Origin of the sequence: Actinomycetospora sp. CA-101289, assembly GCF_050955895.1 — a bacterium.
Classification (GTDB): domain Bacteria; phylum Actinomycetota; class Actinomycetes; order Mycobacteriales; family Pseudonocardiaceae; genus Actinomycetospora.
In genome coordinates, this window is record NZ_CP192093.1 from 5,289,079 (window position 1) to 5,309,048 (window position 19,970).

Below are 19,970 nucleotides of genomic sequence, written 5' to 3' on the forward strand. Positions count from 1 at the left end.
CGTGCCGGGAGGCCCGAGGTGCACCTCACCCCGCGGGAGCAGGAGAGGGTGCTGCTGCACGGCGCGGCCGAGCTCGCCCGCCGCCGCCTCGCCCGCGGCGCCCGGCTCGGGGCCACGGAGGCGATCGCGCTGGTGTGCGACGAGGTCTGCGAGCTCGCCTGGGACGGTCACGACCTCGACGACGTGGTGCGCCGGGCGCGCGAGATCGTCGGGCCCGACCGGCTGGTCGAGGGCGTCGCCGCGGCCGTCCCGTCGCTGCAGGTCGAAGCGCTCTTCCCGCACGGCACGACCCTCGTGCACGTCGACCAGCCGTTCGGTCCGCCCCCGCCCGACGGCCCCGGTGCCGTGCGCCCCGCCGCGGGCACCATCGACCTGGCCCCCGGCCGGGACCGCCGCGGCGTCGTCCTGCACAACGACGGCGACCAGGCCGTCTGGGTCACCTCGCACGTCCCCCTCGACCGGCTGAACCGCCGGCTGCGCGTCGAGGTCGACGACGGCACCGACCCCGCGCACCTGCGCCTCGACATCGCCGCGGGCACCGCCCTGCGCGTGGAGGTCGGGGCGACGCGCGCCGCGACCGCCGTCCGCCTCGGGGGTGCGTCCCGGTGACCAGCCTCGACCGCGCCGCCTACGCCCGCCTCTACGGCCCGACCACCGGCGACCGGGTCCGCCTCGGCGACACCGACCTGTGGGTGGAGGTCGACGCCGACGACACCGAGCCCGGCGAGGAGATGCTCGACGGCTGCGGCAAGACCGCCCGCCAGGGCGCGCTCGTCGCCGACCGCGCGCCCCGCGACAGCGCCCTCGACCTCGTCGTGCTGGGCGTCCTGCTCCTCGACCCCGTCCTCGGCGTCCGCAAGACCTCGATCGGCGTCGCCGACGGCCGCATCGTCGGGGTCGGGCGCGCGGGCAACCCCGACGTCCAGGACGGCGTCGAGCTCGTCGTCGACGCCCACACCGCGATGGTGCCCGGCGAGGGGCTCATCGCGACGCCGGGTGTCGTCGACTCCCACGTCCACCTCTCCAACGCCGACCTCGCTCCCGCCGCCCTCTCGGCCGGGGTGACGACGATCGTCGGGATGGGCATCGGCGGGGTGTGGGACGTCGGCGCCAACCCCGCGCCCAACCTGCACACCCTCATGGCCTCCTGGACCGGCGCGCCGGTCAACGCCGCGTTCCTCGCGCGCGGGTCGTCCCGCTCGGCGGAGCTGCTGGAGCGCGCGGTGCTCGCCGGCGCCGGCGGGTTCAAGGTCCACGAGGACTGGGGCGCCGGGCCGGACGCCGTCGACACCTGCCTCGGCGTCGCCGAGGCGGCCGACCTCCCCGTCGCCCTGCACACCGACACCCTCAACGAGTCCGGCTTCCTGGACGACACCCTCGACGCGATCGGCGGGCGGACCGTCCACTGCTACCACGTCGAGGGCGGCGGCGGGCATCCCGACCTGCTGCGCGTGGTCGGCACCGACGCCGTGCTGACGTCCTCCACCACGCCGACCCTCCCGCTCACCCCGGCGACGGTCCGCGAGCTCGGCCCGATGACGATGACCGTGCACCGCGCGCACCCCGACCTCCCCAGCGACCGCAGCATCGCCGCGAGCCGCATCCGCGAGCACGCGATCGCCGCGGAGAACCGGCTGCACGACGAGGGCGCCATCTCGATCGTCAACTCCGACGCGCTCGGCATGGGCCGCATCGGCGAGACCGTGCGCCGCACCTGGCAGCTCGCCCACGTCCAGGCCCACCTCGCCGGCGAGACCGGCCCGGACGTCGCCAACAACGCGCGGGTGCTGCGCTACCTGGCCAAGCTCACCCACAACCCGGCCGTCGCGCACGGGCTCGCCGGGCACGTCGGCTCGCTGCGGGCCGGCCGGGTCGCCGACATCGTCCTGTGGTCGCCCGCCTGGTTCGGGGCGGTCCCGGAACTGGTGATCAAGTCGGGGTTCGTCGCCTGGGGCGCCGCCGGCTCGGGATCCGGCTCGACACGGCTCGGCCAGCCCCGCCGACTGCGCGGGTTCCACGGCGCGCGCGGCGGCGCACCGGCCCGGCTGTCCCACCAGTTCGTCGCCGCCGCGTGCCTCGACGACCCGGCGTCCCGCGCCGCCCTGCCGGCGGGACCGCGCTACACCGCGGTCGCGGACAGCCGCGGCCTCGGCGCCGCGGACATGCTCCACAACACCGCGACCCCGCACGTCGAGATCCCCGGCGAGCCGGCCCCGGTCCGGATCGACGGTCGCGAGGTGCCCCTGCACCGCGCCGTCACGCTGCCCCTGACCCGCCTGCACCACCTGGGGTGAGGAGTGGAGCCCCGTGACCGATGAGCTGGAGATCGACCTGCTGCTGCGCGACGCCGACGTCGTCACCCTCGACGACGCGCACCCCCGCGGGCGGGCGGTGGCCGTGCACCAGGGCCGCGTCCTCGCCGTGCTGGACGACGACGCGCTCCCGGCCGGCGTGCGCGCCCGCCGGGTCGTCGGCGTCGGCGGTGCGACTGTGGCCCCCGGGTTCGACGACGCCCACCAGCACGCCGCGTGGTTCGGGCAGTCGCTGGCGGAGATCCCGCTCGGCGGGCTCCGCGACCTCGACGCCGTCTACGACGCGGTCGCCGAGCGCGCGGCAGGCCTCCCGGGCGACGCCTTCGTGGTCGGCAGCGGCTACGACGACGTCGCCCTCGGCGGGTCGCCGGACCGGCGCGCGCTCGACCGCGCCGGGGGCGGGCGGCCGGTCTGGCTCAAGCACCGCTCCGCGCACGTGTGCGCGGTGTCCTCCGAGGTCCTGCGGCGAGCGGGGGTCCTCGACGGGACGGCGACGGTCCCCGCCGGCGGCGTGATCGTCCGCGACGACGCCGGCGACCCCACCGGCGTCCTGCTCGAGGCCGCGCAGGCGCTGGCCGGCGACCTCCTGCGCCCCTACACGGTGGAGGACCTGGCGGACGCGATCGCCGGCGCCACCGCCGTGTTCGCGCGCGTGGGCCTGACCCACGTCACCGAGGCCGGCATCGCGGGCGGCTGGATCGGGCGCTCCCCGCGCGAGCTCGCCGCCTACCAGCTCGCCCGCGAGCGCGGCGACCTCGCGGTGCGCGTCGACCTCATGCCCGAGACCTCCGTGCTGCGCGACGTCCCCGGCGGCCCGGGCCGCGGTCTCGACCTGGGCCTGCTCCCGGGTCTCGGCGACCTCGACCTGCGCATCGGGCCCATGAAGATCTTCTTCGACGGGGCCCTGAGCTCGCGCACCGCCGCGATGCACCAGCCCTACGCCGACCGCGACCACGCGGGCTACCTCGGTGACGACCCCGAGGTCCTGCACGCCGCGCTCGTCGACGCCGTCGCGGGCGGGTGGACGGTGGCCGCGCACGCCATCGGGGACCGCGCCGTCGACGCCGCGCTCGACGCCTTCGCCGACGCGGCCACCCGACCCTGGCCGCGGGCGCACCTGCCGCGCCACCGCCTCGAGCACGCCGGCGTCGTCGACGATGCCGCCCTCGGCCGGCTCGCCGCCCTCGGCGTCACGCCCATGCCCCAGGCCCGCTTCCTGTACGAGATCGGCGACTCGATGGCCGCCGCCGTCGGCGACGACCGTGCCGACCTGCTCTACCGCCACGCGTCGTTCCTGCGCGCCGGCCTGCGCGTGCCGGCCAGCTCGGACCGGCCCTGCGTCGCCGACGGGCGCCCCCTGCGCGGGATGCAGTCGATGGTCCAGCGGCGCACGGCCGCGGGCCGGACGCTGGGCCCCGACGAGGCGGTGGACGCGGCGACCGCGCTGCGCGCCTACACCGTCGACGCCGCCTGGATCGCCGGCGACGAGGACGTCCGTGGGCGCCTCGCCCCCGGCTTCGCGGCCGACCTCGTCGTCCTCGGCGACGACGTCACCCGCGTCGACCCCGACCGCATCGGCGACATCGAGGTCGTCGCCACCCTCCGGGGCGGGCGCGCCACCCACGGCGCGGACGTCCTGGGCCTGCCCGCCGAGGGAGCTGTTCGATGACCGAACCCGTCCGGACCCCCACCGCCGCCGACGCCCGCCGGGTCGCCGTCGGCGCCTTCGTCGGCACCGCGCTCGAGTGGTACGACTTCTTCCTCTACGGCACCGCCGCGTCGCTGGTGTTCAACCGGCTGTTCTTCGCCACCGGCGACGCGGTCGTCGCCACCGCGGCGGCGTTCGCCTCCTTCGCCGTGGGCTTCGTGGCGCGCCCGCTGGGCGGGATCATCTTCGGCCACCTCGGCGACCGGATCGGGCGGCGGGCGTGCCTGCTGATCACCGTGGTGATGATCGGCGCGGTCACCGGCGTCATCGGCGTGCTGCCCGGGTTCGCCGACATCGGCGTCGCGGCGCCGGTGCTGCTGACCCTGCTGCGGCTGCTGCAGGGCGTCGCAGTGGGCGGGGAGTGGGGCGGCGCGATCACGCTCGCCGTCGAGCACGCCCCGCCCGACAAGCGGGGCCGGTACGCGGCGATGCCGCAGATCGGGTCACCGGTGGGTACGCTGCTGTCGTCCGGCGCGTTCCTGCTGGTCGCGCTGCTGCCGCCCGACGACTTCGACACCTGGGGCTGGCGCCTCCCGTTCCTCGCCGCGTTCCCGCTGCTCGCGGTGGCTCTGTGGCTGCGCAAGCGCGTCGAGGAGTCGCCGCTGTTCGACCGCCTGCTCGCCGAGGACGCGCGCGCGTCGGCGCCGGTGCGCGAGGTCATCGTGCGGGCGTGGCCGGCGCTGCTGGTCGGCGCCGGGTCCGCGCTGCTCGGTGTCGGCGGCTTCTACCTGGCGACGACGTTCGTCATCAGCTACGCCACCGGCGACCTCGACCTGCCCCGCCCGCTCGTGCTGGGCGCGACCCTCGTCGCCGCCGTGGTGGAGATCGGGGTGCTCGTGCTCGGGGGCCGGCTCGCGGAGCGCTTCGGGGCGGCGCGCGTGACGGTCGTCGGCGGGATCGCCTCGGCCGTCGTCGCGCTGCCGATGTTCTGGCTCCTCGACACCCGCAACGCCGTCGCGGTCGTGGCCGGCGTGACGCTCGCGGTCGCCATGCTCTCGATCCCCTACGCGGTCTCCGGGGACCTGCTGGCGCGGCTCTTCCCGGCGCGCCTGCGCTACAGCGGCATCGCGCTCGCGGCCAACCTCGCCGGGATCGTGTCCGGCTTCGTGCCGCTCGTCGCCACCGGGGTGCTCGCCGCCGCCGGCGGGGGCTCGTGGGCGCCAGGGCTGCTGCTGATCGGCATCGCCCTGATCACCACCGTCAGCGGGCTGCTCGCGCCGCGGTTCTACGTGTCCGAGGCGGAGATGACCGTGGAGGGCGTGGCCCCGGCGCGCGGGTGATCGGAGCGGAGATACGGACACTCAACGTCAGCGGAGCCGCTCCGCTGACACTGGGGGTCAGAGCTTGCGCAGCCGCAGGAGGGCGTCGGCGAGGATCTCGTCGCGCTTGCAGCACGCGAAGCGGACCTGGGTCTCGACGCCCTCGGGCGAGGCGTGGAACACCTGGTTCGGCACCGCCGCGACGCCCACGCGCTCGGGCAGCGCGCGGCAGAACTCCAGCGAGTCGGTGACGCCCAGCGGCGCCACGTCCGCGGTGACGAAGTACGTCGCCTTGGAGTGGAACACCTCGAGGCCCAGCTCGCGCAGGCCGTCGGTGAGCAGGTCGCGCTTGCGCGCGAGGTCAGTGCCCAGCGCGGCGAGCCGGCTGTCGGGCAGCGTGAGGCCCGCGGTGATGCCGTGCTGCAGCGGGGTACCGGCGGCGAACGAGAACCACTGCTTGACGCCCAGCACCTTCGCCACGAGGTCGGCGGGCCCCGTCGCCCAGCCGATCTTCCAGCCGGTGACCGAGAACGTCTTGCCGCCCGAGCCCACGGTGATCGTGCGCTCGAACATGCCGGGCAGCGTCGCGATCGGGACGTGCCGCTCGTCGTCGAAGACCAGGTGCTCGTAGACCTCGTCCGAGAGCACCACGAGGTCGTGCTCGAGCGCGACGTCCGCGATCTCCTGCAGTTCGGCGGTCGAGAGCACCGCGCCCGTCGGGTTGTGCGGGGTGTTGAGCACGATCATGCGCGTGCGGTCGGTGACCGCCGCCCGCAGGGCCGCGGCGTCGAGCGCGTAGTCCGGGGCGTGGATCCGCACGGGCACCAGGCGCGCGCCGAGCAGCGCGGCGGTGGCGGCGTAGAGGTCGTAGTACGGCTCGAGCGCGATCACCTCGTCGCCGGGGCGCAGCAGCGCCGTCATCGCCGACGACAGCGCCTCCGACGCCCCCGAGCACACGACGACGCCGCCGTCGGCCGCCACGTCGAGCCCGTACCAGCGGCGCTGGTGGTCGGCGATCGCCTCGCGCAGCGACGGGATGCCGACGGCCGGCGGGTACTGGTTCCAGCCCCGGTGCATGGCCGCGACGGCGGCGTCGACCACCTCGCGCGGCCCTGGGGTGTCGGGGAACCCCTGCCCGAGGTTGATCGCGTCGTACTCGCTCGCGAGCCGGGACATCTCACTGAAGATCGTCTCGGCCACTACGCGATCACTCCCATTCGATCGTCCCCGGCGGCTTGCTCGTCACGTCCAGGACCACGCGGTTGACCTCGGCGCACTCGTTGGTGATCCGCGTCGAGATGCGTTCGAGCACGTCGTAGGGCAGGCGCGTCCAGTCGGCGGTCATCGCATCCTCGCTGGAGACCGGCCGCAGCACCACCGGGTGGCCGTAGGTGCGGCCGTCGCCCTGGACGCCGACCGAGCGGACGTCGGCGAGCAGCACCACCGGGCACTGCCAGATCACCTCGTCCAGCTGCGCCGACGTCAGCTCCTCGCGGGCGATCGCGTCGGCACGGCGCAGCGTCGCGAGCCGGTCGGCGTCGACGGCGCCGATGATCCGGATCGCGAGCCCCGGCCCGGGGAACGGCTGGCGCCGCACGATCGTCTCGGGCAGCCCCAGCTCGGCGCCGACCTTGCGCACCTCGTCCTTGAACAGCGCGCGCAGCGGCTCCACCAGCGCGAACTGCAGGTCGTCGGGCAGGCCGCCGACGTTGTGGTGCGACTTGATCGTCGCCGCACCCGAGCCGCCCCCGGACTCCACGACGTCGGGGTAGAGCGTGCCCTGGACGAGGAAGTCCGCGCCCTTGCCCTCGGCCACCTCGCGGGCCGCGCCCTCGAACGCCCGGATGAACTCGCGTCCGATGATCTTGCGCTTCTCCTCCGGGTCGACGACGCCGTCGAGCTCGCGCAGGAAGGTCTCGGCGGCGTCGACGGTGACGAGGTCGACCCCGGTGGCGGCGACGAAATCGCGTTCCACCTGCGCCCGCTCGCCCTCGCGCAGCAGGCCGTGGTCGACGAACACGCAGGTCAGCCTGTCGCCGATCGCCCGCTGGACGAGGGCGGCGGCCACCGCGGAGTCGACGCCGCCGGACAGCCCGCAGACGGCGCGTCCCTCGGGGCCGACCTGCGCGCGGACCGCGTCGACGGTCTCGGCGATGATGTTGGCCGTGTTCCAGTCGGCGTCCAGGCCGGCGACGTCGCGCAGGAAGCGGCGCAGCACCTCCTGGCCGTGGGGCGAGTGCCCGACCTCCGGGTGGTACTGCACGCCGGCGAAGCGCCGCGCGACGTCCTCGAACGCCGCGACCGGCGCCCCGGGCGACGACGCGGTGACCGTGAAGCCCTCCGGCGCCTTCGTGACGCCGTCGCCGTGGCTCATCCAGACGGGGTGGGCGTCGGGGAGCTCGTCGTGCAGCCGTCCCGCGTCGCCCGCCACCGACAGCTCGGTGCGCCCGTACTCGCGGTCGCCGGTGTGCGCGACGGTGCCGCCGAGCGCCCCGGCCATGAGCTGGAAGCCGTAGCAGATGCCGAACACGGGCACGCCCGCGTCGAACAGCGCCGGGTCGATGCTCGGCGCCCCCTCGGCGTACACGCTGGCCGGCCCGCCCGAGAGCACGATCGCCGCCGGGTCCTTGGCGAGCATGTCGTCCACCGGCGTCGTGTGCGGCACGACCTCCGAGTACACCTGCGCCTCGCGCACCCGCCGGGCGATGAGCTGCGCGTACTGCGCGCCGTAGTCGACGACGAGGACGGGTCTCTCACCACTGCCGGTCACGCCGCCCATTGTCCCCGCGGACGGCGGGCGCCACGACCTTGCCTTCTAGTGTCTAAGACACTAATCTCCTCGACACCATGACTCAGCGCTCCGGCCTCGCCCTCGCCGTCCTCGCCCTCGCCGCGGAGGAGCCCATGCACCCGTACCGGATGCAGCAGCTCATCCGGGAGCGCGGCAAGGACCAGGTGGTCAACGTCGGGCAGCGCTCGCAGCTCTACAAGACGATCGACCGCCTCGTGCGCGACGGCCTGCTCGTCGCGCAGGGCACCGAGCGGGAGGCGACGCGCCCGGAGCGCACCGTCTACGCGGCCACCGACGCCGGCCGCGAGCTCGCGATCACCTGGACCCTCGACATGCTCACGGCCCCGCGCCACGAGTTCGCGGAGTTCACCGCCGCGCTCGCGTACCTGCCGCTGCTCGGCCCGGACGTCGCCGCCGACGCGCTCGCGCTGCGCCTGTCCGACCGCCGCGGCGAGCTCGACCGCCTGCGCCGGGAGCTCGAGCGCGTCCGCGGGTCCCTGCCGCGGATCGTGCTCGTCGAGGCCGAGTACGCGATCGCCCACCTCGAGACCGACGTCGCGTGGATCGCCGCGCTCGTCGACGACCTGGGCTCCGGCGCGCTGACGTGGGACCACGCGGAACTGCTCGACCAGGCACGCCGGATGGCCGGCGGGGAGGACACACCATGAGGGTGATCATCATCGGGGCCGGCACGGGCGGGATGTGCCTCGCCCACGGACTGCGCCGCGCGGGCATCGAGGTCGCGGTCCACGAGCGCGACCGCACCCGCACCACCGGGCTGCACGGCTACCGCGTCGGCATCTCCCCCAACGGCGCGCGCGCCCTCAAGGCGTGCCTCGACCCCGAGCTGTTCGCGACGTTCGTGGCCACCACCGCCGGCCCCTACGACACGCTCGCCATGCTCACCGAGCGGTACCGGACGCTGCTCACGATGTCGTTCGACGACCTGCCGCACACCAGCGGTGGCCCCGAGGACCGCGAGCACAACGTCAGCCGCATGACCCTGCGCCAAGTGTTGTTCACCGGCATGGAGGACGTCATCGCGTTCGACCGCCGGTTCACGCACTACGAGCAGCACCCCGACGGCCGGGTCACCGCGTTCTTCGAGAATGGCTCTGAGCACGCCGATAGGGGCTCGTCCGACACCGGCGACCTGCTCGTCGGCGCCGACGGCGCGGGCTCGCGGGTGCGGCGCCAGTACCTGCCGCACGCGACGCACACCGAGACCGGGCTCGTCGCGATCGGCGGCAAGACGCTGCTCACCGAGCGCAGCGAGGCGCTGCTGCCCGAGCCGGTGCAGAACGGCTTCGGGATGTACTTCGACCGCCGCGGCCAGTTCGGGATCACGCACGTCATGCGGATGCCGTGGGGCACCTCCACCGGGGTGGGCGTGAACGAGCGCGAGCTGGTGGACCGCTGGCCGGGGCTGCGCTTCGACAACACCACCGACTACGTCTCCTGGGGCTTCACGACGTCGCGCACCGTCGCGCCCGCCGACCTGCTCGAGCGCACCGACGCCGACCTCGTCGCCCTCGCCGGCGAGCTCTCCGCCGGCTGGGACCCGCGCTGGCTGGAGCTGATCGCCACCTCCGACCCCGGCGCCGCGGTGGCGCTGAGCATCCGCACCGCCGACCCCGTCCCGGCGTGGACCCCGAGCACCGTGACGATGGTCGGCGACGCGATCCACACCATGACCCCGGGCCGCGGGGCGGGCGCCAACACCGCGCTGCGCGATGCCCGCGAGCTGCGCGACCGCCTCGTGCGGGTTCGCGACGGCGAGCTGTCGCTGCTCGCGGCCATCGGCGAGTACGAGGGCCTCATGCGCCGCTACTCCTCGCTCGCGGTGCGCGAGTCGCTGGAGTTCATGAACGACAACGGCACCGCCCGCCGCCCGGTGATCGGGCCGCTCTCGGTGCTCGCGCAGCGCACGGGCATGCGCCTGGTCGACCGCATCCCGCCGGCCAAGCGCCGCATGGCCCGGGGGTTCCAGAAGGTGCGGGACTCGGAGCTCGTTTGAGCTCCGCTCTGGTGCGCGCTTGTCCGTGCCGGGGCACGGGATCAGGGGAGCACGCCGATAGGACTCACAGCAGCAGCGCGTCCAGTGCCGCCCGCAGCTCGGCCCGGACACCCGGGTCCGCGACGAGGCCGTCGGCGCCGACGAGGTCGCGGGTCAGCGGGACGCGGCGGCAGGCGCCGTCGACCACCCGCGCCCCGACGTAGCCCAGCACCGTCGCGAGCTCGGTGTGCGCGCCGGTGCCGCCGGTCGGCGCGGCCACCGACGCCGCGTTGATCCAGCCGACCGGCCGGCCCGGCATCTCCGCGCCGCCGACCGTCCAGTCGAGCAGGTTCTTGAACGCGCCGGGCAGCGCGCCCGCGTACTCCGGCGTGCAGAACAGCACCGCGTGGCTCGCGGCGAGCCCCGCCCGCAGGGCCGCGACGGCCGGCGGGAGGGGATCGCGATCGTCGTCGGGGTCGAAGGCGGGCAGGGTCTTCAGGTCCGGCCCCCACGTGGTGCGCTCCGGCTCGAGCGCCGCCGCGGTCCGCAGCAGCGCGGTGTTCGACGAGCCCGCGCGCGTGCTCCCCGAGATCAACAGGACGGCGCTCACCCGGCCACGGTAGGCGGTGGGTGTGCGTGCTTGTCCGTGCCGGAGCAAGGAGTAGGGGAGCACGCCGATAGGGCTCACGAGCGCGGAGCGCAAATCACCGGCAGCGCCAGCGGCCCCGCGTCCACCTCGCCCCGGTGCCACGGCACGTCCTCGACCGGCACGGCCAGGCGCAGCCCCGGCGCCCGCCGCGAGAGCGCCGTCAGCGCGGCGGTCAGCTCGAGGCGCGCCAGCGCCGCGCCGAGGCAGTGGTGCGGGCCGCGCCCGAAGCCCAGGTGCGGACTCGGCCGGCCGGGGCACAGGCGCTCGGGGTCGGCGAAGCGCGCCGGGTCGTGGTTCGCCGCCTCGATCCGCAGGAGCACCTCGTCGCCCGCCGCGATCGCGACGCCCCCGAGCTCCAGATCCTCCTGCGCCCAGCGCGGGAAGACCTCGACGCCCAGCCGCCGCACGAGCTCGTCGACCATCGCCTCGACCGCCGCGGCCGGCCGGTCGGCGAGCCCGGCCAGCGCGTCCTGGTCCAGCAGCCGGATCACGGCCACCGCGAGCCCGCCCCGCACCGTGATCACGCCCGCCGCGAGCAGCGCGCCGACCAGCGCGACCAGCTCGCCGTCGGCCAGGCGCCCGTCGTCGGTGTCGCGCACCGCGACCAGCGCGGCGAGCAGGTCCTCGCCCGGCGCCTCACCGGCGGCCGCGATCAGCTCGATGGTGAACGCGGACAGCGCGCCCCACGCCCGCGCGGCCTCGACCTGCTGCGCGGGATCCCTCGGGTCCGCGCGCAGGGCGTCCTCGACCAGGCCCCGGAACCGCGCGTGCTCGGCGAGGTCGACGCCGAGCAGCAGCCCCAGGGTCCTGACGGCCAGCGGCGTCGACAGCACGTCGACGAGGTCGACGGCCCCCTCGGCCGCCACGAGCGTCGCGACGTGGGCCTCCGCGAGCGCGGTGACCTGCGGCGCGAGCTCCGCGATCCGCCGCGGGGTGAACGCCCGCGCCACGAGGCGGCGCAGGCGCGCGTGCGCGGCGCCGTCCTGGAACAACGACGCCCGCTCGTCGACCGGGACCCCGGGCGGGACGAGCCCGAGGCGTGGATCGGCCAGCCCGGCCGCCACCAGCTCGTAGGACGTGACGCGCCAGGCCGCACGACCGTCGGCCCGGGCGACCCGGGCGACCCGGGCGACCCGGGTCACCGCGTCCTGCTCCATGGCGTCCTCCTTCACATTGCAGGTGCAACGCCACCAGCATGGCGGTACGACCGCAATGTGACAAGCTGGCGCCCGTGCCGAAGCTGGTCGACCCCCACGAGCGCCGGACGCTGCTCGCCGACGCGCTGCTGCGGGTGGCCGCGGCCCGCGGCCTGATGGACGTGAGCCTGCGCCACGTCGCCGCGGAGGCCGGGGTGACCGCCGGGATGGTGCAGCACTGGTTCCGCACCAAGGACGAGATGATGGTCTTCGCGCTCGACGTCGTCCGGGCGCGCGTGCAGGCCCGGCTCGCGGCCGAGCCGCCCGGCGACGACCCGCGCGCGCGGGTGCGGGCGCTGCTCGTGCAGCTGCTGCCCCTCGACGGCGACCGGGAGCTCGAGGGCCGGGTCGCCGTCGCGTTCCACGCCTACGCGGCGACGCGCCCGGCCGTGGCGGCGCGCCTGCGCGACGACACCGCCGGCATGCGCGCCGCGATCGCCGCGGAGATCCGGGCTGCCGGCGCGCCCGGGGCGCTCGACCCGGAGCGGGCGTCCACCGGCCTGCTGTCGCTGGTGGAGGGCCTGGCGATCCACGTGCTCGGCGAGCACGTCGACCCCGACCACGCGCTCGCCACCCTCGACGGTCACCTGGATCTGGCGATGAGTCCGCGCCCTCCCGACCGTCACACCCCCGACGCCCCGCCGACGAAGGGACCCCCGTGACCGCGCCGACCGACGCCGCCACCCTCTGGACCGCCACCCACACCGAGCGCGCGCGGCTCGCCGACGACCTCGCGGACCTCACCGCCGCGCAGTGGGCGACGCCCTCGCTGTGCGGGGACTGGACCGTCGAGGAGGTCGTCGCCCACCTCACCGCCGCCGCGAGCATCGGGCGGTGGCGCTGGATCGCCAGCATGCTCGGCGCCCGCTTCGACCCGGCCGTGCACAACGCCCGCCGCCTCGCCGAGCACCGCGGCGCCACGCCCGCCGAGACCCTCGCGCGCTTCCGCGCCGTCGCCACCAGCACCGTCGCGCCCACCGGGCACACGGCGGCGTGGCTGGGCGAGGTCGTCGTGCACGGCGAGGACGTCCGCCGCCCGCTCGGGATCGCGCACACCCCGCCCGTCGCGACCACCACGCCCGTCGCGGCGTTCTTCGCGAGCCGCGACTTCACCGTCGCGGGCAAGACGCTGTCCCGCGGGCTGCGCCTCGAGGCCACCGACGGGCCGTTCGCGACCGGCGACGGGCCGCTCGTCACCGGGCCCACCCTGGCGCTCGTGATGGCGATGGCCGGGCGCGCGACGCACCTCGACGACCTCGACGGGCCGGGCGTGGCGACGCTGCGCGAGCGGATCAGTACGCCGCCTCCAGCAGGGCGCTGAGGCTCTCCCGCGTCACGGGCGCCGGGTTCGCGTAGGGCGCGGCGAGCACCTGCTCGACGACCACGGGCAGCCCGTCGCGCGGCATGCCCAGAGGGGCCAGGGAGGTCGGGGCGCCGAGCTCACGGGCCCGGGTCCTGAGCGCCTCCGTGACGGTGTCGGGGTCGGCGGCCACGCCCAGCGCGCGGCCCAGTGCGGCGACGGCGGCGGGCGCGGCGGGGGCGTTGTGGGCGACGACGTGCGGGAGCACGACGGCGTGGGTCTCGGCGTGCGGCAGGTCGAACGAGCCGCCCAGGACGTGGCAGAGCTTGTGGTGCAGCGACATCGTCGTGGCCCCGAGCACGGCGCCGCAGAGCCACGCGCCCTGCAGCGCCCCCGAGCGCGCGTCGAGGTCGTCGGGCCACGCCACGACCCCCGGGAGCGCGGACAGCAGCGCACGCGCGCCCTCCTCGGCCATCAGCGCCGTGATCGGGGTGCCGTCCGGCGCCCACAGGGCCTCGACGGCGTGGGCCACGGCGTTGAGCCCGCTCGTCACCGAGAGGCCGACCGGCAGCGTGCGGGTCAGCTCCGGGTCGTAGACGACGGTGCGCGGCAGCACCGCCCGGGCGCGCCCGGTGCGCTTGACCCCGTCCTCGGTCAGCCCCCAGATCGGCGTCATCTCCGAGCCCGCGTAGGTCGTCGGCACGGCGACCACCGGCAGCCCGTGGCGCAGCGCGACCGCCTTGCCCAGACCGACCGACGACCCGCCGCCGACGACGACGCAGCCGTCGGCGCCCAGCTCGCGGGCCCGGTCGGCGGCCGCGCCGGCCACCTCGACGGGCACGTGCTGCCGCGCCCCGGCGAAGACGCCCGCGGCGCGCCCGCCGAGACCGTCGGCGATCGCCCGCAGCGCCGCCTCCTGCGGCGGGGTGCCGAGCACCAGCACCCGGCCGAGCCCGAGGCGCGCCACCTCGTCGCCCAGCTCGGCGAGGCGGCCGGGGCCGAAGACCACGCGCATCGGCAGCGCGTCGTGGACGAAGGAGGTCACCGCGCCGACGGTACGGCCGGGACGAGGACGAGCTCGACGTCCGCGTGCCGGTGCGGACGGTCCAGACCCTCGGTCGGCGCGTCCACCTCGACGAAGTCCACGACGAGGCTGCCCTTCACCGCGAACACCGCGTCCTGGTCGAGGTACGGGCTGCCGGCGACGAACAGGTGCGTGGTCAGGGTCGCGAACCCCGGCGCCGAGACCAGGAAGTGCACGTGCGCCGGCCGGAACGGGTGGCGCCCCGTGGCCCCGAGCAGCGCGCCGACCGGCCCGTCGGTGGGGATCGGGTAGTGGGCGGGCACGACCGTCCGGAACCGGAAGCGGCCCTCGTCGTCGGCGCGGAAGAGCCCGCGGCCGTTGCCGGCGGGCTGCACCCCGGGCTCCTCGACGTCGTAGTGGCCGTCCTCGGTGCACTGCCAGACGTCGAGGACCGCGCCCGGCACCGGGCGGCCCGCGGGGTCGACGACCCGCCCCGTCACCAGCGCGCGGCGCCCGCCACCGAGGTCGTCGATGCTGTCGCCGAGCTCGCGCGGCGGGGACGCGGTCATGTGGAACGGGCCGAGGACCGTGCCCTCGGTGCCCTCCGGCGCCCCGTTCAGCGTCTCGACCAGCGAGGACACGCCCAGGACGTCCGAGAGCAGGATGAACTCCTGGCGGGTGTCGTCGCACGTCGCACCGACGGCGGTGAGGAAGCCGATCGCGGCCTCCCACTCCGCCGTCGTGGGCCGGACCTCGCGGACCAGCTCGTGCAGGTGCACGACGACGCGCCCAAGGATCGTGCGCAGGCGCTCGTCGGGGGTCGCGGCGAAGCTCGCGACGACGTCGTCGGTGAGCGTGCTGGGCGGCGCGCTCACGACAGGCGCAGCAGGCGCTCGGCGTTGCCGTGCGCGATCTTCGCGCGGTCGGCCTCGCTGATGGGCGCGGTGCGCAGGAACTCGGTGGCGACGTCCATCTCCTCGAAGGGGTAGTCGGTGCCGAAGAGGATGTGGTCGGACCCCAGCGCGAGCAGCGAGCACAGCAGCGGCGCGGCGGAGCAGACGCCGCTGGTCGTGATGTAGAGGTTGTGGCGCAGGTACTCCGAGGGGTTCCCGCGGGCGAGCTCGATGCCGTGGTGGGCGTGGAAGTCCCAGCGGGAGTCCAGGCGCCAGAGCACGAACGGCAGCGCCTCGCCCATGTGCCCGAGCAGCAGCTTCGCCTCGGGGAAGTCGTCGAAGACCCCGCCGAAGACCAGCCGCAGGACGTGCGCGGCGGTGTCGGTTCCCCAGCTCCACATGGGCCCGATGAGCTCGGGGTGCCCGGAGAGCACGTGCGCGGCGTCGACGCCGTTGGCCGGGTGCAGGTAGAGCGGGACGTCGAGGCCCGCGGCGTACTCCCAGACCACGCGCAGCGCGGGGTCGTCGAGGTAGCGACCCTGTGTGTGGGCGTTGACCAGGGCCCCGCGCAGCCCGAGCTGCGTCACCGAGCGCTCGAGCTCCTTGGCCGCGGCCTGCGGGTCCTGCAGCGGCAGCGCGGCGAACCCGGCGAACCGCGTCGGGTGGGCCTGGATCGTCCCGGCCAGCAGGTCGTTGACGGCCGCCGCGCGCGACACCGCGAGCGCGGCGTCCGGCTCGGCCTGCAGGCCCGGCGAGTTCAGCGAGAGGACCTGCACGTCGAGCCCGGCGGCGTCCATCCGCTCGAGCCGCGCGCCGGTGAGGTCGAGCAGCCGACGCGACATCTCCGCCCACACGTGCGGCTCCGCGATGGTCGCCGTCCCCGCGCCGTACCCGGCGAGCTCCTCGGTGACGAAGTGCTCTTCCAGCCCGATCGTCCGCATCTCGGCCCTCGCTCCTGTTTCACCATCGTGCATTGACTTCACTCATGATGAAACCTAGCGTTCGGCGATGTCAAACCTCACAGAGGAGCACGCATGATCGAGGCGGGAGACGCCGTGGACGTGGCCGTCGTGGGCTACGGCCCGGTCGGGATGGCGACGGCCGCGCTGCTGGGCGCCACCGGGCACCGCGTCGTCGTGCTGGAGCGCTACGCCGGGCTCTACAACCTGCCCCGGGCGGCGATCTTCGACGACGAGACGATGCGGACGCTGGCGCGTCTCGGCGTGGCGGAGGAGCTGCTGCCGAAGCTGCACGTACAGCGGAACTACGAGTGGGTGAGCGCCGCCGGCGAGCTGCTGCTCGAGCACGATTTCGCCGCGACGGGCCGCAGCGGCTGGGCGGAGTGGTACATGATGTACCAGCCCGAGCTGGAGGACGCGCTCGACCGGCGTGTGCGCGAGGCCGGGGTCGAGGTCCGCTTCGACAGCCCCGTCACGGGCGTGACCGACCGCGGCGACCACGTCGAGCTCCGTGTCGGCGGCGCTCGCCCGGACGTCGTGCGCGCCCGCTGGGTCGTCGCGTGCGACGGCGGCAACAGCTTCGTCCGCGGCGCCCTCGGGCTGGCGATGGCCGACTACGGGTTCTCCGAGCCGTGGATGGTCTGCGACTTCCGCTTCCGCGACGCCACGGGCGCGCGCACCGTGCCCACCGCCCGCCAGGTGGGCGACCCCGCCGGCCCCACGTCGATCATCTCGCTCGGCCCGGCGCACCACCGCTTCAGCTACATGCTCGACTCGGAGGAGGACTTCGCCGTCGAGCGCGACCCCGAGCGGGTGTGGGCGCGGACCACCCGCTGGCTCTCCCCCGACGACGCCGAGCTCATCAGGGTCGCCACCTACACGTTCCGCTCGCTGGTCACCGACCGCTGGCGCGTCGGCCGGGTGCTGCTCGCGGGCGACGCCGCGCACCAGATGCCGCCCTTCCTCGGGCAGGGCATGTGCTCGGGCATCCGCGACGCGCAGAACATCGCGTTCAAGCTCGACCCCGTCCTGCGCGGCCGGCTGGCCGTTGACGTCCTCGACACCTACCAGCGCGAGCGCGAGCCCCACGTCCGCGCGGTGATCGAGAAGGGCATCGAGCTGGGTCGCCAGCAGACGGTGCGCGACGCGGCCCGCGCGGCCGAGCGCGACCGCGTGCTGCGGGAGCGCCGCGCGGCGCACCAGGGCCCCGACACCATCCGCTTCCCCGGGCTGGTCGACGGCCTGCTGGCCACGGCCTCGGGTCCCGGGCGCGGCGAGCTCGCGGTGCAGGGAGTGGTCGACGACGGCACCCGCCGCGACCGCCTCGACCAGGTCGTCGGGCACGGCGCCCACCTGCTGCTCGACGCCCGCCACGTGACGCTCGACGGGGACACGGCCGCCGCCCTCGCCGCGGCGGGCGTGCGCGTCGTCGCCCTCCACCCCTCCGGCGCGGCCGTGGACGGGTCCGGCTCCGCTGGGCGCCGCGTCCCGGGGACCGTCGCCGACGTCGACGGCACCCACCTCGCCTGGCTCGCGTCGCTCGGCGCCGTCGCGGTCGCGGTCCGGCCCGACTTCTACGTCTTCGGCACCGCGCCCGACGCGGGCACCACCGACGTCCTCGCCCGCGAGCTCGCCGCCGCCCTCGGCGCACCGAGCCCGGCCCTCCAGCACTGACCAGTCCGCCCCACCCGCGCCACCGACGGCAGGAGCCCCGATGACCGCCCCACCCGCACGCGCCACCGAGCGCCTCGTCCTGGTCCTGTCGGCGGGCTTCGCCGCCCTCGAGGGGTACGACCTCGCCTGCTACGGCGTCACGGTCCCGTCCCTGCTCACCGACCCCGCCCTCGATGCCGACAAGGCGGCCGCCGGCACCGTCGGGTCGCTGGTCGCGATCGGGATGCTGCTCGGCGCCGCGATCTGCGCGGCGACGATCCGGCGGGCGGGCAGCCGGCGGCTGCTGCTCGGCGGCGCCGGCCTGTTCTCACTGGGCATGCTCGTCTGCGCCATCGCGCCGAACTTCGCGCTGTTCGGGGCCGCCCGGCTCGGCGTCGGTGTCGGGCTGGGCATCGTGCTCCCGACCGTGACGGCCTACGTCGCCGACCTGTCCGCGCCGGAGCGCCGGGCCCGCAACGTCGGCATCATGATGTCCGGGTACGCCGCCGGCGCCCTGCTCGCCCCGCTGCTCGGCGCCGCGCTGCTCACCGGCGGGAGCTGGCGCTGGATCTACGTCATCGGCGCGGCCCCGGCCTTCCTCCTGCTCCCGCTCGCGCTGCGGATGCTGCCCGAGAGCCCGGTGCACGAGGAGTCCGGTGGCGCCGCGGCGCGCGGGGATCTCCTGGGCCTGCGCCCGCTGCTCGCCCCCGGGGTGCGCGCCGCGACGCTCCTGTTCTGGGCGATGTCGTTCTGCGGCCTGCTGCTCGTGTTCGGCATCAGCACCTGGCTCCCGACGATCATGCAGACCGCCGGGTACTCGCTGGGGTCGTCACTGCTGCAGACCGCGGCGCTCTGGGTCGGCGCCGGCGTCGGCATGGTCGTCGGCGGCCGCATCGCCGACCGGATCGGCATCAAGCCCGTCGTCGCCGTGGCGTTCCTCGCCGGGGCCGCGAGCCTGCTGGTGATGAGCGCCCGCCCCGCGCTGGGCGTGCTGTTCCTGCTGATGTTCGTCGGCGGCCTCGGCCTGATCGGTTCGCAGGTGCTGACCAACGCCTACGTCGTCGGCCACCACCCGCCCGAGCTGCGCGGCCGCGCGATCGGCTGGGCGCTGTCGATCGGGCGCCTCGGCGCGATCGCCGGCCCGCTGATGGGCGCGGCCATCCTGTCCTCCGGACTCGGGGTGGCGTGGAACTTCTACCTGTTTGCCGTTCCCGGCGTCGTCGGGGCGCTGCTGGCCCTCGCGGTCCCCGCGATCCGGACGCGCAGCGCCGTGTCCGCCACCGACCGGGTCACCGCGTAGGACCCGCGACTAGGGTCGTCGGCGTGGCCCCCGCCGGCGCGCAGGACGACGATCCCGCCCCGCAGGGCACGACGGCCGCCGCCGCTCGCCAGGGCATCCAGTCGGTCGAGATCGCGATGACCGTGCTGACCGCCCTCGAGCGCGGCGGCGGGCCGATGAGCCTCACCCAGATCGCGCAGGCCAGCGACATGGGCGCGAGCAAGGCGCACCGCTACCTGGTGAGCCTCGGGCGCGCGGGCATGGTGGCGCAGTCGCCCAGCTCCGGGCTCTACGACATGGGCCCGGCGCTGCGGCGCCTCGGCGCCGAGTCGCTCCGGCGCATGGACGAGGTCGGGCTGGTCTCGCAGTACATCCCCGGCCTGCGCGACCGCACCGGCCACGCGGTCAACCTCGCCGTGTGGGGCGACCACGGCCCGGTCATCGTCCGCTGGGACTACGGCGCCTACGCCCTGCCGATCACGGTGCGGGTCGGCGCGACGATGCCGATGCTCGGGTCGTCGGTGGGCCGGGTGTACCTCGCCCACCTCCCCCGCGCGCTGACCGAGCCCGTCCTGCGGGCGCAGGAGGCCGCCGCCGGCAGCCGCGACGACGACCTCGGCCGCGAGGTCGACCGCATCACCGAGGAGGTGCATCGGCTGGGCTACGCCCTGACCTCGGGCGGCGTCATCCCGGGCATCGCCTCGGTCGCCGCGCCGGTGTTCACCACCGGCGACTCGCTGCCCCTCGTGGTCGCCCTCGCCCTGCCCGAGCGCGCGGCCGGGGACGAGGTCCTGCGCGACGTCGCCGCGGCCCTGCTGGAGACGACGGCGGCCATGTCGGCCGAGCTGGGCGCGGCCTGACCCGCTCCCCCCGGAAACCGGAGGCTCGACGACGCCCGCCCGGCTAGCGTCCCGATCGTCCGTCGGCACCGAGCCGGGGAAGGGAGACGCA

The 19,970-nt window shown here is 75.6% G+C and carries 18 protein-coding genes; 11 read left to right on the plus strand and 7 right to left on the minus strand.

The window, feature by feature from the left end:
- Positions 1–18 precede the first annotated feature (18 nt).
- The 4 genes from ureA to ACQPX6_RS26315 are packed head-to-tail and all read left to right on the plus strand — an operon-like array spanning position 19 to position 5,300.
- The gene (gene ureA, locus ACQPX6_RS26300; RefSeq protein WP_433783634.1) at positions 19–609 is read left to right on the plus strand and encodes an urease subunit gamma; all 591 of its coding nucleotides are present in this window, start codon (positions 19–21) and stop codon (positions 607–609) included.
- On the plus strand, positions 606–2,294 hold the full coding sequence (locus ACQPX6_RS26305; protein WP_433783635.1) for an urease subunit alpha: 1,689 nt from the start codon (positions 606–608) through the stop codon (positions 2,292–2,294). Before ureA ends, ACQPX6_RS26305 begins: the two co-directional genes overlap by 4 nt.
- A 13-nt stretch (positions 2,295–2,307) precedes the next feature.
- A complete protein-coding gene (locus ACQPX6_RS26310; RefSeq protein WP_433783636.1) occupies positions 2,308–3,981 on the plus strand; it encodes an amidohydrolase in 1,674 nt (557 codons plus the stop codon).
- Positions 3,978–5,300, plus strand: coding sequence for an MFS transporter (locus tag ACQPX6_RS26315; protein WP_433783638.1), 1,323 nt, complete (start codon positions 3,978–3,980; stop codon positions 5,298–5,300). Before ACQPX6_RS26310 ends, ACQPX6_RS26315 begins: the two co-directional genes overlap by 4 nt.
- A gap of 57 nt (positions 5,301–5,357) precedes the next feature.
- On the opposite strand, the gene ACQPX6_RS26320 is transcribed toward ACQPX6_RS26315, so the two are convergent.
- Complete coding sequence (locus tag ACQPX6_RS26320) at positions 5,358–6,455, minus strand: aminotransferase class I/II-fold pyridoxal phosphate-dependent enzyme (protein WP_433783640.1); 1,098 nt, start codon at positions 6,453–6,455, stop codon at positions 5,358–5,360.
- Between the two features lie 31 nt (positions 6,456–6,486).
- The gene (guaA, locus tag ACQPX6_RS26325; protein ID WP_433783641.1) at positions 6,487–8,049 is read right to left on the minus strand and encodes a glutamine-hydrolyzing GMP synthase; all 1,563 of its coding nucleotides are present in this window, start codon (positions 8,047–8,049) and stop codon (positions 6,487–6,489) included.
- Between the two features lie 77 nt (positions 8,050–8,126).
- Here guaA and ACQPX6_RS26330 point away from each other — a divergent pair, with 77 nt between their 5' ends.
- A complete protein-coding gene (locus tag ACQPX6_RS26330; RefSeq protein ID WP_433783642.1) occupies positions 8,127–8,738 on the plus strand; it encodes a PadR family transcriptional regulator in 612 nt (203 codons plus the stop codon).
- On the plus strand, positions 8,735–10,087 hold the full coding sequence (locus tag ACQPX6_RS26335; protein ID WP_433783643.1) for an FAD-dependent oxidoreductase: 1,353 nt from the start codon (positions 8,735–8,737) through the stop codon (positions 10,085–10,087). Before ACQPX6_RS26330 ends, ACQPX6_RS26335 begins: the two co-directional genes overlap by 4 nt.
- A gap of 64 nt (positions 10,088–10,151) precedes the next feature.
- Here ACQPX6_RS26335 and ACQPX6_RS26340 read toward each other — a convergent pair whose 3' ends face one another.
- Both ACQPX6_RS26340 and ACQPX6_RS26345 read right to left on the minus strand, forming a co-directional pair.
- A complete protein-coding gene (locus ACQPX6_RS26340) occupies positions 10,152–10,676 on the minus strand; it encodes an NADPH-dependent FMN reductase (RefSeq protein ID WP_433783644.1) in 525 nt (174 codons plus the stop codon).
- A gap of 74 nt (positions 10,677–10,750) precedes the next feature.
- A complete protein-coding gene (locus ACQPX6_RS26345; protein WP_433783646.1) occupies positions 10,751–11,872 on the minus strand; it encodes a cytochrome P450 in 1,122 nt (373 codons plus the stop codon).
- 74 nt (positions 11,873–11,946) lie between these two features.
- On the opposite strand from ACQPX6_RS26345, the gene ACQPX6_RS26350 reads away from it, so the two are divergent.
- A complete protein-coding gene (locus tag ACQPX6_RS26350) occupies positions 11,947–12,573 on the plus strand; it encodes a TetR/AcrR family transcriptional regulator (RefSeq protein ID WP_433783648.1) in 627 nt (208 codons plus the stop codon).
- Positions 12,570–13,232: a maleylpyruvate isomerase family mycothiol-dependent enzyme gene (locus tag ACQPX6_RS26355; RefSeq protein ID WP_433783649.1), complete on the plus strand. Its 663-nt coding sequence runs from the start codon at positions 12,570–12,572 to the stop codon at positions 13,230–13,232. Before ACQPX6_RS26350 ends, ACQPX6_RS26355 begins: the two co-directional genes overlap by 4 nt.
- On the opposite strand, the gene ACQPX6_RS26360 is transcribed toward ACQPX6_RS26355, so the two are convergent.
- From ACQPX6_RS26360 to ACQPX6_RS26370, 3 genes are read right to left on the minus strand one after another with little or no spacing between them, the layout of a single operon-like run.
- Positions 13,204–14,256: a maleylacetate reductase gene (locus tag ACQPX6_RS26360; protein ID WP_433783650.1), complete on the minus strand. Its 1,053-nt coding sequence runs from the start codon at positions 14,254–14,256 to the stop codon at positions 13,204–13,206. The genes ACQPX6_RS26355 and ACQPX6_RS26360 overlap by 29 nt on opposite strands.
- A complete protein-coding gene (locus ACQPX6_RS26365) occupies positions 14,253–15,110 on the minus strand; it encodes a dioxygenase (RefSeq protein ID WP_433783651.1) in 858 nt (285 codons plus the stop codon). The genes ACQPX6_RS26360 and ACQPX6_RS26365 overlap by 4 nt, the downstream gene beginning before the upstream one ends.
- Entirely contained in the window at positions 15,107–16,069 is a 963-nt protein-coding gene (locus tag ACQPX6_RS26370; protein ID WP_433783652.1) for an amidohydrolase family protein, read from the minus strand. The genes ACQPX6_RS26365 and ACQPX6_RS26370 overlap by 4 nt, the downstream gene beginning before the upstream one ends.
- A 93-nt stretch (positions 16,070–16,162) precedes the next feature.
- Between ACQPX6_RS26370 and ACQPX6_RS26375 the strand changes: the two genes are divergently transcribed.
- The 3 genes from ACQPX6_RS26375 to ACQPX6_RS26385 are packed head-to-tail and all read left to right on the plus strand — an operon-like array spanning position 16,163 to position 19,879.
- Positions 16,163–17,761 carry a bifunctional 3-(3-hydroxy-phenyl)propionate/3-hydroxycinnamic acid hydroxylase gene (locus tag ACQPX6_RS26375; protein ID WP_433783653.1) on the plus strand — a complete coding sequence of 533 codons (1,599 nt, stop codon included), beginning with the start codon at positions 16,163–16,165 and terminating at the stop codon, positions 17,759–17,761.
- Between the two features lie 40 nt (positions 17,762–17,801).
- Entirely contained in the window at positions 17,802–19,040 is a 1,239-nt protein-coding gene (locus tag ACQPX6_RS26380) for an MFS transporter (RefSeq protein ID WP_433783655.1), read from the plus strand.
- A 23-nt stretch (positions 19,041–19,063) separates the two neighbouring features.
- Complete coding sequence (locus ACQPX6_RS26385) at positions 19,064–19,879, plus strand: IclR family transcriptional regulator (protein WP_433783657.1); 816 nt, start codon at positions 19,064–19,066, stop codon at positions 19,877–19,879.
- Positions 19,880–19,970: the final 91 nt, after the last annotated feature.